Here is a 16,140-nt window from a genome sequence, read left to right as displayed (position 1 = left end):
CACTATGTGAGCTTCTTCGGCTGGGTGCTGATCCTCTCCATCCCGCCGGTCATCCTGGCGTGGCTGGCACCGTTCCCGCACGATCATGACGAAGCCGCCGAGTTCGCCGGCGAGGCCGCACCGGCCGGAGGACATTGAGATGATGATCAAACCGCTGCTGACCCTGCTCATGGCCACCCTCACCACTGCCGCCATCGCCGCCCAACCCACCTGCGGCGCCGACGTGCTGGGCACATCGCGCACGCTGACGCTCAAGCGCGAAGCCGCAGCCTGGGGCACGGCGCAGCACGCCGCGCTGCCGGGGCTGGCGCCGGGTGAGGTCGTGCTGACCTTCGACGACGGCCCGCGGCCCGAGTCCACGCCGCTGGTGCTGAAGGCGCTGGCCGACCAGTGCGTGAAGGCCACGTTCTTCATGAACGGCGAGCCGCTGAGCCACCACCCCGAACTGGCCCGGCAGGTGCGCGACGCCGGCCACAGCGTGGGCATGCACGGCTACCGGCACGACCACTTCTCGCAACAGCCGCCGGCCGCGCAGCTTGCTGACCTCGATGCGATGGTCGCCACCTACCGTGCCGCTCTGGGCGCCGAGCCGCCAGCCTATCGCTTCCCCTTCCTGGAGGAAACGCCGACGCTGCTGAAGGCACTGGGCGACCGTGCCGTCACCGTCATGTCCATCGACGCTGGCGCCGAGGACTGGCTGCCCGACCAGACGCCGCAGATGCTGGCCGATAAGCTGTTAGGCCAACTCGCGAAGCCGGGCGGCGGGATCATCCTGTTGCACGATGCGCAGGATCAGACGGCGAAGGCGCTGCCGTTTTTGTTGCAGACGTTGAAGGCCAAAGGCTTCAAGGTGGTGCATCTGCAGTGGGAGTGATTTGAGACTACGCGGTCGGCGTGCTGCGACTGCGGCGTCGCAACGCCGGTTCATCAGTCTTTTGGATGTGCCGAAGTCGATTCGTCGGTACAAGCCGATTTGCTGCATGCAAAAACGGAGGCAGCATGGCGACGAAGCGGCCTTTCAGTTTCCTCCACGGGACTTCCCTGCGAGCGCAGATGCGGCAGGGAGGCATCTGCGCATGTTGTTCGACGCTGCTCATCGAGGAAATCGAGGACGGCGACTACGCTTATGGACACCATGTCATCCCCAACCAATGCGGCAACCCTGCTGATCCGAGCCACCAGTGGCTCAGAACTGAGTTGAATTGCGTGGCGCTCTGTCATGCATGCCACATGCGAGTGCACCAGGACGGCAACACAAGGAACGGGGCCGTTGCGCCACCTGAGTATTTCCCTCATAGCCACAAGAATTCCCAGCTGCATGCGGCATGGGTAGCGGAAGTCAACAAAAGGGCTGAGTCCATCTGGAAATATCTGGACGCTAAGGCGACATCCGGCAGCAGCTAGGTTCGCTCGATCGGTTGGCGCGGCATCTCCAGCCCAACCTGCCGCGGGCATCTCTGGGTGCACCCGTCCACTTGAGTCCGTTGAATTGGCGCCAGCCTTCGTGATGACTTCTTCGCAGCCTCGGCGGTTAAGCGAGCACCGGGCTTCGCTATGCTGCCCCGCACCACCGAAGGAGCCATTCATGGATCTCGACCCCCAAGGCCTTGCCACCCGTCGCGCCGTGCTGGGCGATGCCTACGTCGACGCGGCACTGGCCAAGGTCACGCCGTTCACGGCGCCGTTGCAGGAACTGGTCACCCGCCACGCCTGGGGCAATACCTGGCAGCGGCCGGGGCTGGACCTGCGCACGCGCAGCATCGCCACGGTGTCCATGCTGGTGGCGCTGGGACGCACGCACGAGTTGAAGACGCATGTGCGCGGCGCCCTGAACAACGGCGTGACCGTGCAGGAGCTGCAGGAGATCTTCCTGCACGCCAGCGTCTATTGCGGCTTCCCGGCGGCGGTGGACGCCTTCCGCGCGGCGGCCGAGGTGGTCGACGCCGCGCCCTGACGCCCGCCCTTCGACTCGAAGCCCGGGCTTTCCCCGCGCCTCAGGCCAGCACGACCTCGATCCCCCGGCCCCGCAACTGATCCACGATCGCCTGGTCCGCGCCGCTGTCGGTGATCAGCATGTCCAGCTGTTCCACCGGCGCGATGACGGAGAGGTTGCGCTTCATCAGCTTGGATGCGTCCGCCACGGCGACGACCTGGCGGCTGATCTTCATCATCTGTGCGTTGAGCTGGGCTTCCAGCAGGTGCGGCGTCATCAGGCCGATGTCGGGGTCCAGGCTGTCGACGCCGAGGAACAGTCGGTCGGCGTAGAGGCCTTGCAGCGCAGCCACGGCCTGGGGGCCGGACAGCGAGTAGGAGTTCGGCCGCAGCTGGCCGCCCGGCATGATGAGGTTGATGTGCGGCACGGTGGCCAGCAGGCCGGCGATGTTGAGCGCGTTGGTGATGACGTTCAGCGACGTCAGCCGCAGGCCGCGGATCTGCTTGGCGATCTCCTCGGTCGTGGACCCCGAGTCGAGCAGGATGGTCTCGCCGTCGCGGATCAGCTTTACCGCCTCGGCGGCGATGCGGGCCTTCTGCTCATGGCGCAGCTTCTGCTTCACACCGATGGGCACTTCCTCGGTGTCGCGTTGGGCCAGCGCGCCGCCGTGCGTGCGCAGCACGGCGCCGGTGGCGGCGAGCGCGTTGAGGTCGCTGCGGATCGTGACGACCGAGGTGTGGAAGCGCTCGGCGAGTTCGTCGACCGTGACGCGGCCCTGCGTCTGCACCAGCTCGCGGATCAGGCGGCGCCGCTCGTCGATGAGGAGCGGACTTTCGGTTTTCGCGGGTGCGTGGGCGGAGGCGGGCATGCAGGAACGAAAGGCGGGAGCCGACTTTCGAATGATATCGGCGTCAGTCCTGCAGCCGGGCCAGCGCCGCGGGCGACAGCGGCTGGCCCGCGAGACGCGCGGCGTACAGCGCGGCACCCAGCTCGGGGCCGAAGCGCGGCGTCCTGAGCGCGGCACCGGGCAGGCGGCGTGCGAGCGCGGCCTGCAGCGGGCCGAGCACGAGATCGCCCGACGCGAACACACCGCCGGAGTAGGACACGTCCACCGCCTGGCCCGGCGCGAGCGCGAGGCTGCGCGCGATGCCGGCGGCCAGCGCGGCGAGTTCGTCGCCGGCACGCACCAGCAGCTGCCGCGCTTGCGCGTCGCCAGCAGTCGCTGCGGCGGTAGCGAGCCGGGCGATCTGCGCGAACTCGCTGCGCGCAGCGCCACCGTTGATGGCAGCGCAGAGGTCGAGGTCGTGCTGCAGGCCGAAGTGCTTGCGCACGAGGCCAACGAGCGGGCCGGGCTCGGCGCGGCCGTCGGTCATGCGCGAGAACAGCGCCAGCACCTCGCGCGCCAGCCAGTGGGCCGAGCCTTCGTCGCCGAAGACTTCGCCCCAGCCGCCGCAGCGCGCGCCGCGGCCCTGCCACTCGCCGTAGGCGATGGAGCCGGTGCCGGCGACGAGGCTGATGCCGTCACTGCCCGCGAGCGACCCGGCCCAGCTGCAGACCATGTCGTTGCCGACGGCGCTGCGCGGCAGCACGCCGGCTAGCAGCGTGTCGAAGCGGCCGAGCAGCGTGCTGTCCTCGCCATGCGCGGGCAGGCCGGCGAAGGCCTGCGTGACGTCCGACGCGGTCACGCCGGCCTGGGCCAGCGCGGCCTGCACGCCGTCGCGCAGCAGCGCGCGCAGCGCGTCGAAGCCGATTTCGACGTAGTAGCTCGTCGTGGCTTCATGGCGGGCGAGCCGGCGGCCGTCGTCGCTGACGAGGGTGAAGGCGGTCTTGGTGCCGCCGCCGTCGATGCCGAGGAAGAGGGCGCTCATCCGGTGTGCTGCTGTGAGGTCAGGGGGTGGATGGTGACACCGCTGACGACGCGGGTCACGGTGCCGGAGGCGCTGGGGTTGTCGGGCGTGATGCCGCGCTGCAGCGACGCGAGCAGCGCCAGGCATTGCGCGAACACCAGGGCCACGGGCGCCAGCGCGAGGTCGGGCGCGGCGGCCGGCAGGGCCAGCGGCACGTCGTCGGCATGCGTTGCCTGGGCGTCGTCGAACACACCGAGCGCGAGCACGCGGGTGCGGCCTTCGCGGCGCAGTTCTCGCAGCAGGTCGAGGTCGTACTGGCGTGTGTAGGCGTCGTTGGACAGCAGGATGACGACGAGCGTGCGGTCGTTCAGGATGGTCTTGGGGCCGTGCCGGAACCCCAGCGGCGAGTCGGCCAGCGCGACGAGCTGGCCATCGGTCAGCTCCAGCAGCTTCAGCGCGGCTTCGCGGGCCAGGCCCAGCAGCGCGTTGCTGCCGAGGTAGACGACGCGCTCGAAGGGCTGCTCGGCCAACGCGTAGAGGCGGTCGGTTTCGGTGTCGGCCAGCGTCTGCGCGGCGGCGGCCAGCGCTGTCACCGGTTGCAGCGGCAGGCCGAAGGCCCAGGCGGCGGCGAGCAGCATGCCGGTGAAGCTGGATGTCATCGCGAACGCGCGGTCGTGCGTCTCGTCGGGCAGCAGCAGCACGTGCGCGTCGGCACGGCCGGTCATGCGGCGGTTCAGCGTGCCCTCGGCGGCGCAGGTGACGACCAAGTGGTGGCAGGTCTTGACGCAGCGGTCGGCCAGCTCGACGGCGGCCAGGCTCTCGGGGCTGTTGCCGGAGCGCGCGAAGGAGACGAGCAGCGTCGGCACCTCGGCCTGCAGGCATTGCTCGGGGCTGGAGACGATGTCGGTCGTCGCGACGGCCTCGACGCGGATGCCGGGGCGCTGGCCGAGGTGGCGCAGCAGCGCGGGCGCGATGCACTGGCCGATGAAGGCGGAGCTGCCGGCGCCGGTCAGCACGATGCGCAGGTCGGGCAGCGCGAGGAGCGGGGCCAGGAAGGCGTCGAGTGCCGGGCGTTCGGCCTGCAGTTGCGCGTGGATGGCCTGCCAGACGGCAGGTTGGTGCGCGATCTCGCGCGCCGTGTGCGCGCCGCCGCGGTGGTCGAGGTCGGAAGGGGCGAGGTGGAGCAGGGGCATGTCGGTATCGGGTCAGGCGGCGCAAGCGGTCAGGTAGGGGCGCAGGGCTTGCACGGTGCCGTCGCGCAGCAGCGCGTCGGTGTGCGTGGTAATGCGGCCGTCGCGCACGGCTTCGTACTGGCGGGGCAGGTACTGGCTCAGCAGCGTCAGCGGCGGCGGTGCGGCGTCGAGCCGGGCGAGCATGGTCCGGCAGGCCTCGCGCACGGCGGGGTGGGCCCAGTAGTAGCGGATGCGGTCGCTCAAGCTGTAGGCGAGGTCCACGTCCAGGCGCGCCGGGTCCTGGTAGTAGCCGCGCCAGTGCTCGGGCTCGGCGCGCATGACGCCCAGCACGGTGTCGACGAGGCCATCGCCCTGGCCGACCCATTCACGCTCGACGGCCGCCAGCGCCCACAGCGTCTCGCGCAGCGCGAAGGTCACGCCGGGGCCGACCTTCAATATGGCGAAGTGGTCGCGCGCCAGCTGGGCCAGGCGCTCGGGGGTCTGGTAGTCGGTGGAATGGGCCTCGAAGACGAGGCCGGGCTGGGTCTCGATGAAGGTGCTCAGGTCGCGCGCCTTCTCGGGGCGGTAGTCGATGACCTTGTGGTGGTCGAACTCCACGCCGGGTTGCACGACCATCGCGATGACGCGCTCCCAGGCAAGGTCGAGCCCCGCGCGCGCGAAGGCGTGGCGGTGCAGGTCCAGCGTCGACGCGGCGGCTTCGGGTGACGTGACGGCGAGGTCGGTCAGGTCCTCGTGCGCGCCGCCTGGCACGGGCACTTCGGTGCCGATGACGTAGACGGGCGGCTCGCCACGGTCGGGGGCGTCGCGCCAGGCCTGCTCGGCCGCGCGGCACAGGCGCACGGCGCGCGCGGCGATCTCGGGTTCGGGCAGCGGCACGGGGTCGCCGGCGCAGCTCATGGAGCAGTCGAGGTGGATCTTGCGGAAGCCCGCGGCCACGTACTGCGCCACCATGATCTCGGCCTTGGTCATCGCGGTTTCGGCCGGCAGCTTGCGCCAGGCGTTGGGCCCCAGGTGGTCACCGCCCAGCACGAGCAGCTCGGGCGCCAGGCCCTCGGCGGCGGCGAGGTCGGTCACGTAGTGGCGAAAGTCCAGCGGCGTCATGCCGGTGTAGCCGCCGTCCTGGTTCACCTGGTTGGACGTGGCCTCGATGAGCGCCGGGCGGCCCTGCGCGGCGCACTCGCGCAGCGTGGCGGCGATGACGACCGGATGGGCGGAACAGACGGACGGGATGCCGATCGCCGGGCCGAAATCAGCGCGGTTGGCGGCGACTCGCTTGTGGCGGCGCACGAGGTCGAGCATGAGCTTCATGCGGCGTCTCCTTGAACGGGTTGGGAGGAAGAAGGGATCTCGGGTTGCAGCGCCAGCAGCAGCGCGGCGAGCAGGGCCAGTGCGACGCCGAGCAACTTGCTGCCGCTGGGTGTGGCGCCGCTGAGGGCCATGGACAGCACCGCCGTCAGCAGCGGCGCGCCGGCGTTGACGAGGGGCGACACGACCATCGCCTTGCCGTAGCGGAAGGCGTAGACCAGCGTCAGCGCGCCGATGGCGTTCAGCACCTGCGTGACGGCGGCCAGCCCCGGGCCCTGCCAGCCCCAGTTGACGGGCTGAGAGAAGTCCGTCATCGCCAGGGCGATGGGCACGCACAGCAGTGCGCCGACGGTCATGTAGAAGAAGATGCTCTCGGCGCTGGTGCCCGCGTTGGCCAGCTTGATGAAGTAGGCCTGCAGGCCCCAGGCGGCCAGCACGACGAGGGCCAGCACGAACCACAGCCCGAGGCCCTGGCTGCCCTGGCCCAGCTGCAGGTCAAACAACGGCAGCGAGCACAGCGCCAGCGCGATGCCGGCCACGCCCAGCTTGCCGGTGCGCTCACCCAGCAGGCCGAAGGACAGCGCGATGGTCAGCGCCGGTGACAGCGACACGATGGGGAAGATCAGGTAGGCCGGGCCCGACTGCACGGCGCGAAACAGCAGCATCTGGCCGCCGGCGCCGAGCAGGCCCACGGTCAGGCCCAGCACGACGGCGCGGCGGTCACGCTCGATGCGCCAGCCGTTGCGGGCCAGCACGATGACGGCGGGCGGGATCATCGTCAGCGCCCACACGACGTAGATCAGCGTGTCGGGAAAGCCGTGCTCGGACGGCAGGCCGGCGAAGGCGCCCCACACGCCCCAGAGCAGGGTGGTGACGAGGGCATGGAAGAGCCAGTTGCTCTGCATGGGCAGCATCTTTCAGGTTCAGCGAAGTGGGCGGCGCCGACTTTCGAGCGAAAGCATAATCGAACGAAAACGAAAACACAACGATGAGTGTGGTTTCGTATGAAAAATTTCGAGACCGAAGAATGCTTCCCTGTATAGGTCGCTGTTATCGCTCTATGTCAGCATGGCGGAAGTCTTTCGTGGCATGATGTATCGAAAGTAATCGGCATCGGTGAAAACCATATACGAAATCAAACGAAAGAATTCGTAGACTTGCGTCAAGCCGGCCGACGGGGCTCAACCGAGGCCGGCAACCCGCACCGGGGGAGAGCTGCCCCGGTACCTCTTCGCAGATTGCTTCTGGCTGCCCTGACGGCAGCCTCGCCACAAAAAAGGAACCGTTTGATGAGTCCTCGACTGCAACCCCGTTTTGCGCTGCACCCGCTGACCGTGGCCGGCCTGGTGGCCGTGGCCGCGCTGGCCGCCGCGAACCCGGCGCTCGCCCAGGAGGCTGCCAAGCCTGGCGCGCCGGCCGATGCCAAGGCCGCCGACGCCGACCAGCTGGAGCGTGTCGAGGTCGTCGGCACCCGGGCCAGCCTGCAGCGCTCCCTCACGCTCAAGCGCAATGCCGCCGGCGTGCAGGACAGCATCAGTGCCATCGAGCTGGGCCGCTTCCCCGATGACAACGTGGCCGACTCGCTGAGCCACATCACCGGCGTGGCGATCTCGCGCACGGCCGGCGGCGAGGGTCAGAAGGTCAGCATCCGCGGCCTGGGCCCGGAGTACACGATCACGACCTTCAACGGCCGCATCCTGGGCACCGACGGCGCCGGCCGTGACTTCGCCTTCGACGTGCTGCCGTCGGACGTCATCAGCGGCGCCGACGTCGTCAAGTCCACGCAGGCCTCGCTGACCGAGGGTTCCATCGGCGGCCTCGTGAACCTGCGCTCGGCCAGCCCCTTCGACCAGAAGGGCCAGCACGGCCTGGTCCGCGCCGAAGCCGACCGCAATCAGATGACGCACCTGAACGGCAGCAAGCTGTCGGCGGCTTACAGCAACACCTTCGATGACAAGTGGGGCGTGCTGCTGGGCGTGGTCTACGCCGACCGCAAGGAGCGCACCGACACGGCCGGCAACGATGGCGGCTGGACCCGCAACGCCGTACCCAGCGACGCGAGCGCCTTCTGGCCCTGGGGCAATGCCTGGGGCGGCGCCATCGACCCCAACGGCAATGGCGTGCTCGACAAGAACGAGGAAGGCCTCATCGGGCCCGGCCAGTTCCGCTTCGGCTCCATCATGGAACAGAAGAAGCGCCTGGCGCTGTCGGCCAAGGTGGAGTTCCGCCCGAGCGACACGTTGAAAGTCGTGGCCGACGGCATCAAGACGCGGCTGGACTCGCCCCAGGTCGGCTACCAGCAATCCTTCTACCCGCTGTTCTCGCCGGGCCGCTGGTCCAACATGGTGGTGACCAATGGCGTCGTCACCGATCTGACGTTGGACAACACCGGCCCCGACCTGCGCCTCAATCCCGAGCTGCTGAACAAGACGGAGCACCGCGTCGTCGACACCGCGCTGTACGGCGTCAACGTGGAATGGAAGGCCCGCCCCGACCTGAAGGTGACCGGTGACTTGTACGAGTCCACCTCCAAGCGCCATTCGGGCGGGCAGGACAGCTATGTCGTGCTGCGCATGAACCAGCCCAACGTGACGCGCATCCAGCTCACCGGTTCGCAGGTGCCTGACGTGAAGACCACCTTCGCCGATGGCCGCGACCTGCAGAGCGGCCTGGCGCAAGGCTTGTTCACGGGCAAGGACTTCAACACCCACTACTTCGAGCTGTCGGGCGACAACGTCGATGACCGCATCACCGGCGCGACGGTGGGGGCCGCCTGGACGGTCGACCGCTTCAACCTCGACACGCTGAGCTTCGGCATCAGCCAGACCAATCGCAAGAAATCGCGCGACCTCATCGACAACGATTTCAACGGCGGCTCGGGCTACTACTCCGGCGCCAATGCGATCAACGTGGGCGCGCTGGGCGGCAACGTGCTGGACCAGACGCTGAACCTGCCCAACTTCATGAGCGGCGTCAGCGGCAACTTCCCGCGCAGCTTCATCGGCTTCGACATCCCCGGCTACCTGAACGCACTGCAGGCCTACAACGGCAAGGCCCGCCCGGATGGCGGCACCTACGACTACAGCAAGGCCGCGCCGGCATGGGACCCGCTGCAGAGCTACCGCGTGACCGAGAAGACGACCGCAGCCTACGTGCAGGCCGACATGTCGGGCGAACAGTGGAATGCCGACTTCGGCGTGCGCTTCGTGTCCACCAAGACCACGGCCCAGGCCTGGGAAGCCAAGATCGCCAGCCTCATCACCAACGGCCCGTTCAACTACACGGCCAACTACGCCGCGCCGACGACCATCCAGCAGGACGGTGACTACAAGTTCGCGCTGCCATCCGCGAACTTCACCTGGCACCTGAGCAGCGACCTGCAGCTCCGCCTGGGCGCCGCCAAGACCATGGCCCGCCCCTCGGTCGACAAGCTCGCGCCGACGAGCACCACGCAGAGCGTGTCCTGGGGCGACTTCACCGAGGTCTACGGCGGCAACGCCAGGCTCAAGCCCTACAGCGCGCGCCAGGGCGACGTGTCCCTGGAGTGGTACTACGCCAAGAACTCGGCCTTCAACGTGGCCATCTTCCAGAAGAACATCAAGAACCAGATCACGACCAGCTACGAGACCGGCGTGGACATCGGCGTGCCGGGCCACCTGTTCAACGTCATCCGGCCCATCAACGGCGACAAGGCCCGCGTGCGCGGCGTGGAGGTGGGCCTGCAGCACCTGTGGGACAACGGCTTCGGCGTGCGCGCGCAGTACACCCGCAACCAGTCGCGCAGCTGGGTGGGCGGCGAGGAGCGCCCGCTGGAAGGCATCGCGCCGGCCACGTCGTCGCTCGGTGTGCTGTACGAGAAGGGCCCCTGGAGCCTGAGCGCCACGGCGGACCACACCGACGAGTTCGTCACCGCGGTCAACGTCATCGGCGCCGGCTTCAACGAGCGCGCCAAGGCCATGACCTGGCTGACAGCCCAGGCCGCCTACGCCATCAACGACCACCTGCGTATCACGCTGGAAGGCCGCAACCTGACGGACGCGACGCAGGAGTACACGCTGGGCAACGGCAACATCGCACTGCCCAACGGCTACAACCGGTTCGGCCGGGCCTTCACCATCGGCGCCAGCCTCAAGTTCTGATGCGACACCTCGTCTCCTCCGTTGCCGCCCTGCTTGCCGGGGCGGCTTTTTTACCCGCCCAGGCGGCCGATCCCCGCTACACGATGGCCGACTACGGCCGTGTCGTGAAGATCGACGCCCACATGCATCTGCACAACCCCGATCCCGCTTTCATGGCCGCGGCGAAAGGGCAGAACGTCAAGGTGCTGACGATCAACGTCGACTACCCGGACTTCCCGCCGCTGGACGACCAGCAGCGCGTCGCCATCGAGCTGAAAAAGCAGTTCCCGCAGAACCTGGCCTGGGTCGCCAGCTTCCCGGTGGACGGCTCCGACAAGCCCGAATGGCTGGCGGCCACGCGCGCCCGCGTCCAGGCCTCGTTGAAGGCCGGCGCCGTCGGCGTGAAGGTGTGGAAGAACATCGGCATGAGCCTGCGCGGCGGTTCCGACCATCACCTCGTCATGATCGACGACGCCCGCTTCGCACCGCTGTTCGACGATTTCGCGAAGCAGGGTGTCCCGCTGCTGGGCCACCAGGGCGAGCCGCACAACTGCTGGCTGCCGCTGGAGCAGATGACGGTCAACAATGACCGCGAGTACTTCAAGGCCCACCCGCAGTACCACATGGCCCTGCACCCCGAGATGCCCAGCTGGGAGGCGCAGATGGCCGCGCGCGACCGCATGGTGGCCGCCCATCCGGGCCTGCACTTCATCGGCGTGCACCTCGCCTCGCTGGAGCGTGACGTCGACGAGATTGCCGCCTTTCTCGACCGATTTCCCAACGCCAACGTGGACGTGGCGGCGCGCATCGGACAACTGCAGTACCAGAGCCAGCGTGATCGCGAGCGGGTCCGCCGCTTCTTCATCAAGTACCAGGATCGCATCATGTACGGCAGCGACCTGGCCCAGGAGCCCAGCCAGGACGGCGCGGCGCTGGCCACCGAAGCCGAGCGCGTGTGGCGCATGCACTGGCGTTACTTCAACACGGCCGACACCTTCAAGGTGGCCGACCTCGATCGGCCGGTGCAGGGCCTCGCGCTGCCCAAGGTCGTTGTCGACAAGCTCTATCACCTGAACGCCGAGCGCATCTTCGCCGGCGCCTGGAGCGGCAAGCCATGACGGCACGGCGGGCCTTCCTGCAGTGGCTGGGCGCGGCGCCGCTGGCCGCGCAGCTGCCGCTTGCGCAGGCACAGGGGCGTGGCCATGCGCGCGTGCAGGACACCGCGGTCTCGCTGCAGTTCGACGATCAGCTGCGCTGCCGCATCGTCAGCCTGCTCGGCCGGCAGCCGGTCGAGTTGACGGGTTTCGACGCCAGCGAGCAGGTCGTCGTCAACGGCCGCGCTGTCACGCGCTTTGCGCTGCAACAGGCGGAACCCGGCAAGGCAACGACCGTGTTCGGCACAGGCCAGCGTCTGCGCCTCGTCGGCCGATCGAGCGAGGGTCTGGAGAAGCACATCACCGTCACGCTGCTCGACGAACACCCGGGCGTCGCGCTGCTGGATGTGGCCTACGCCAACACGGGCGGCCAGCCTGTCACCGTCGACGCGTGGCTCAACGCCGCGCACCGCCTGACCGTGGCGCCGCGCCACGCGGGCGGGTACTGGACGTATGCCGGCGCGAGCCACGCCGACCGCCGCGACTGGGTGCAGCCCGTGAAGCGCGGCTTCGAGCAGCGCAACTTCATGGGCATGAACGCGTCCGACTACGGCGGCGGCACGCCCGTTGTCGATGTGTGGCGTCGCGATGTCGGCCTGGCCGTCGGCCACCTGGCCCTTCAACCGCAGCTCGTCGCGCTGCCCGTGAAGGCCCAGGGCGACGCCGTCGACGTCGCGCTGCGCGGTGACGCGCCGCAGACGCTGGCGCCGGGCCAGGTGCTCGCCACGCCGCCCACGTTCATCGCCGTGCACCGTGGCGACTTCTTCGTGCCGCTGGACCGCTACCGCCGCCTGATGGCCGCGCAGGGCCTGGCCGCGCCCGAGCCGCCGACCAGCGCCTACGAGCCGCAATGGTGTGCCTGGGGCTACGAACGCGATTTCTCGCTGGACTTCGTCCGCGCCACGCTACCCAAGGTGCAGGAGCTGGGCTTCAAGTGGGCCGTGCTGGATGACGGTTGGCAGGTGAAGACCGGGGACTGGCGGCCCGACCGCGCCAAGTTCCCGCGTGGCGAGGACGACATGAAGGCGCTCGTCGCCGACATCCACGCGCGCGGCATGAAGGCGCGGCTGTGGATCGCGCCACTGGCCGTCACGCCCGGCAGCGACGAACTGCACGACCACACCGACCTGCTGCTGCTCGACAAGGACGGTGCGGTGCAGAACGTGACCTGGTGGAACGCCTTCTACCTGTGCCCCGCCTACGAGAAGACGCAGGCGCGCCTGGCCGCGACCATTCGGATGATCATCGGCGACTGGGGCTTCGATGGCCTCAAGGTCGACGGACAGCACCTCAACGGCGTCGCGCCCTGCTTCAACCCCAAGCACCGGCACGCTCGGCCGGAGGACTCGGTCGAAGGCGTCGCCGCGTTCTACAAGGTCATGCACGACACGGCCCACGCGGCCAACCCGCAGGCCGTGTTGGAGGTCTGCCCCTGCGGCACCGGCTATGCCTTCCACAACATGCCGTTCATGGACCAGGCGCCCGCGTCGGACCCGCTGTCCAGCTGGCAGGTGCGTCACAAGGGCAAGACGCTGAAGGCGCTGATGGGCCGCTGGGCGGCCTACGCGGGCGACCACGTCGAGCTGAGCACCGGTGGGCAGGATTTCGCGTCCAGCGTCGGCATCGGCGCTGTCGTGGCCAGCAAGTTCACGTGGCCGGTGGACCCCAAGCCCAAGGACTCCTTCCTGCTGACGCCCGCGCGCGAGCAGCACTGGCGCCAGTGGGTGGACCTCTACAACCGGCAGCGCCTCGCCGAAGGGCGCTACCGCGGCGAGCTGTACGACCTGGGTTTCGACAAGCCCGAGACGCATGTTGTCGAACAGGGCGGGGCGCTGCACTACGCCTTCTATGCCGACACGTGGGACGCCCCTGTCACGCTGCGCGGCCTGGGTGCCGGGCGGTGGACCTTGCGCGACTCGTTGACCGGCAAGGAGCTCGGCAGCGTCAGCGCCGACAAGCCGACGCTGCCCGTGCGCTTCACGCACAGCCTGCTGGTCGAGGCGCATCCGGAAGGCGCCGGCACGCTGCCCGTCGCCTTCGCCGGCCGTGTCTCGCAGGTGGCCGCCGACGGCTTCCCGCATGCGTCGCAGTGGGCCGATGCGCCAGCCACCTTCTTCCGCCACGACTGGCAGGGCCGCACGCTCGCAGGCCCGCAGTCCACCCGCGTGCAGTTGCTGCAGGGGGCAGGCCAGCTCTACCTGCGCTTCCTCTGCAAGTACGACACGCTGAACACCTACGAGCACGCCGGCTCGGCCACCGACATCTGGCCGCTGTGGGAGCGTGATGTCGTCGAGGTCTTCCTGCAGGCGCCGGACCGCGCGGGGCTGAAGAGCTATCGCGAGGTCGAGGTGGCGCCCAACGGGCTGATGCTGGAGATCGCCGTCGAGGCCTCGGGCAAGAAGCGCATCGTCGGCGAGAGCCGTGCGCGCGCGAGCATCGACAGCAACCAGCAGCTCTGGACCGCCGAACTCGCCGTGCCCATGCGTGGCGCGGGTGGCGCCGACGATGGCTGGCGGCTCAACCTGTTCCGCGTCGAAGGGCAGGGCGCGGGCCGTGTCTGCTCGGCCTGGAGCCCGACGCACACCGCCCAGCCCGATTTCCACGTGCCCTCGGCCTTTGGCCGCCTGCTGAATCTGGACGCCGCATGAAGCTGCTTGCCCTCGCCCTTGCGGCCACGTTGACCGCGGCGCATGCCCAGCAGCCACTGGCGCCTACGGGTCGCTGGTCGCATCAGCCGGTCGGCACGGCGCCGACGCCGCCGATGGGCTGGTCGAGCTGGAACGCCTTTCGCGTCGACATCACGGAGCAGAAGGTGCTGGACTCGGCCCGGGTCATCGTCGACTCGGGCCTCGCGGGCGCGGGCTACCGCAGCATCAACGTCGACGACGGCTGGTGGCTGAAGCGCCGCACCGGCGACGGCCGCATGCTTGTCCGCACGGGCCTGTTCCCGAGCGCGGCGACAGGTGGCGCCAACGTGTCGTCGCTGCGACCGTTCACCGACAAGATCCACGCGATGGGCCTGAAGGCGGGGCTGTACACCGACATCGGCCGCAATGCCTGCTCGCAGGCCTACGACGCCGACAGCCCCAACCTGCCCGAGGGTACGCAGGCCGAGCGCGAGGTGGGGCTGATGGGCTTTGTCGACCGCGATATCGCGCTGTACTTCAACGAGTGGAACTTCGACTACCTGAAGGTGGACGGTTGCGGCCTGTCGTCGTACGGCCGAGACCGCCCCCACGTCGCATCGGGCCAGTACCGCGAGTTCACGCCCACCCTCGTCGAAGGCAGCGTCAACCAGTCCGACGTTGCCGGCACGAAGAAGCTCTACGAGGGCCTGAAGCAGGCGCTGCGCAGGGCGCGGCCGTCGAACGACTACGTGCTGTCCGTCTGCCTGTGGGGCACGGCCAACGTGCGCAGCTGGGGCCAGGAGGAAGGCACCATGTGGCGCACCAGCCGCGACATCGCGAACACCTTCTCGCAGATGGTCCACAACTTCGACACCGTGGCCACGCGTGAGTTCTACGCCGGCCCGGGCCGCTGGAACGACCCCGACATGCTGGAGGTCGGCAACGGCGACTTCGACGGTGGCCATCTGCTCGAGGCGCGCACCCACATGAGCCTGTGGGCCATCGCGGCCGCGCCGCTGATGATCGGCACGGACCTGTCCAGGGCATCGCCCGCCATCATCGACATCCTGAAGGCCCCCGAGGTCGTCGCCATCAACCAGGACCCGGCAGGCCATCAGGGCGTCATCGCCTACGCCGACAGCGACCGCGAGATCCTCGTGAAGACGCTGGCGGATGGTCCGAACGGAGGCCGTAAGGCCGTGCTGCTGTTCAACCGCACCTCGCAGCCCACGAAGATCACGCTGACCGCCGAGCACCTGAAGATGGCCGCCGGTGCGCCCATTGCGCTGCGTGACGCCTGGGCGCGGGCCGACGCGGGCAGCTTCACCGGCAGCAAGGTCTTCGAGCTGCAGCCGCGCGAGGCGCTGCTGTTCACCGCGACCGGCAAGCACGTGCTGCCGCGCGGCTACTACGTGTCCGAGCGACCGGCCGACCTCTACGTGGCTCGCGACGGCATCCGTGCGCTGGAGCAGGACCCCGTCGTCTACCGCGCGCTGGCGTCCTGGTCCGCCACTGACAACGGCGGCACGCGCCCGGCCTACGCCGGCTGGGGCGCGCCGCGCGCCGATTCGACGCCGTACGACCAGGCGCTGAGCGTCCGCCGCCAGGCATTCCGCCACGGCATCGGCGTGCTCGCCGATTCGCGGCTGCAGGTGAAGGTGCCGGCCGGCGCGCGGCGCTTCGTCGCGTCCGTCGGTGTGGACGACTCGACGCGCGGCATGACCGCCGCGGTGAGCTTCGAGCTGTGGGGCGATGGCCGCCGGCTCGCGAGCACGCCGCCGATGAAGTTCAACCAGCCGGCGCGTGAACTCAGCGCCGACCTGCATGGCGTGCAGCTGATCGAACTGATCGCGCGCCAACACGGGGCCGATACCGCCGGTCCCGTCGTCGTGACCTGGGGTGAGGCGCGCGTCGAGTAGCCGCGTCCCCGGTACCGCTTCCTTCTTCCCGCTTCCCTCCTGTC

The 16,140-nt window shown here is 69.0% G+C and carries 11 protein-coding genes; 6 read left to right on the top strand and 5 right to left on the bottom strand.

Annotated features, from left to right (window positions below):
• Positions 1-139: 139 nt before the first annotated feature.
• Entirely contained in the window at positions 140-874 is a 735-nt protein-coding gene (locus ACG04R_RS18865) for a polysaccharide deacetylase family protein (RefSeq protein WP_394414272.1), read from the top strand.
• 711 nt (positions 875-1,585) lie between these two features.
• On the top strand, positions 1,586-1,954 hold the full coding sequence (locus ACG04R_RS18860) for a carboxymuconolactone decarboxylase family protein (protein WP_394414269.1): 369 nt from the start codon (positions 1,586-1,588) through the stop codon (positions 1,952-1,954).
• Positions 1,955-1,994: 40 nt separating this feature from the next.
• Here ACG04R_RS18860 and ACG04R_RS18855 read toward each other — a convergent pair whose 3' ends face one another.
• The 5 genes from ACG04R_RS18855 to ACG04R_RS18835 are packed head-to-tail and all read right to left on the bottom strand — an operon-like array spanning position 1,995 to position 7,183.
• On the bottom strand, positions 1,995-2,801 hold the full coding sequence (locus tag ACG04R_RS18855; protein ID WP_394414265.1) for a DeoR/GlpR family DNA-binding transcription regulator: 807 nt from the start codon (positions 2,799-2,801) through the stop codon (positions 1,995-1,997).
• Positions 2,802-2,844: 43 nt separating this feature from the next.
• Entirely contained in the window at positions 2,845-3,801 is a 957-nt protein-coding gene (locus ACG04R_RS18850) for an N-acetylglucosamine kinase (protein WP_394414262.1), read from the bottom strand.
• Positions 3,798-4,973: an SIS domain-containing protein gene (locus ACG04R_RS18845; RefSeq protein ID WP_394414259.1), complete on the bottom strand. Its 1,176-nt coding sequence runs from the start codon at positions 4,971-4,973 to the stop codon at positions 3,798-3,800. Before ACG04R_RS18845 ends, ACG04R_RS18850 begins: the two co-directional genes overlap by 4 nt.
• 12 nt (positions 4,974-4,985) lie before the next feature.
• Positions 4,986-6,281, bottom strand: coding sequence for a D-tagatose-bisphosphate aldolase, class II, non-catalytic subunit (locus tag ACG04R_RS18840; RefSeq protein ID WP_394414256.1), 1,296 nt, complete (start codon positions 6,279-6,281; stop codon positions 4,986-4,988).
• A complete protein-coding gene (locus ACG04R_RS18835; protein ID WP_394414253.1) occupies positions 6,278-7,183 on the bottom strand; it encodes an EamA family transporter in 906 nt (301 codons plus the stop codon). Before ACG04R_RS18835 ends, ACG04R_RS18840 begins: the two co-directional genes overlap by 4 nt.
• Positions 7,184-7,567: 384 nt before the next feature.
• Between ACG04R_RS18835 and ACG04R_RS18830 the strand changes: the two genes are divergently transcribed.
• Genes ACG04R_RS18830 through ACG04R_RS18815 form a run of 4 tightly spaced genes read left to right on the top strand, consistent with a single transcriptional unit; the run spans position 7,568 to position 16,096 of the window.
• Positions 7,568-10,417 carry a TonB-dependent receptor gene (locus ACG04R_RS18830; RefSeq protein ID WP_394414250.1) on the top strand — a complete coding sequence of 950 codons (2,850 nt, stop codon included), beginning with the start codon at positions 7,568-7,570 and terminating at the stop codon, positions 10,415-10,417.
• Positions 10,417-11,514, top strand: a complete 1,098-nt coding sequence (locus tag ACG04R_RS18825) for an amidohydrolase family protein (protein WP_394414247.1) — start codon at positions 10,417-10,419, stop codon at positions 11,512-11,514. Before ACG04R_RS18830 ends, ACG04R_RS18825 begins: the two co-directional genes overlap by 1 nt.
• Positions 11,511-14,198, top strand: coding sequence for an alpha-galactosidase (locus ACG04R_RS18820; RefSeq protein ID WP_394414244.1), 2,688 nt, complete (start codon positions 11,511-11,513; stop codon positions 14,196-14,198). Before ACG04R_RS18825 ends, ACG04R_RS18820 begins: the two co-directional genes overlap by 4 nt.
• Entirely contained in the window at positions 14,195-16,096 is a 1,902-nt protein-coding gene (locus tag ACG04R_RS18815; protein WP_394414241.1) for an NPCBM/NEW2 domain-containing protein, read from the top strand. Before ACG04R_RS18820 ends, ACG04R_RS18815 begins: the two co-directional genes overlap by 4 nt.
• Positions 16,097-16,140: the final 44 nt, after the last annotated feature.

It is taken from the genome of Pelomonas candidula (genome assembly GCF_043555985.1).
Lineage (GTDB): Bacteria > Pseudomonadota > Gammaproteobacteria > Burkholderiales > Burkholderiaceae_C > Pelomonas > Pelomonas candidula.
Note: the sequence above shows the minus strand (reverse complement) of the source record. Positions and strands in the feature narration are given on the sequence as shown.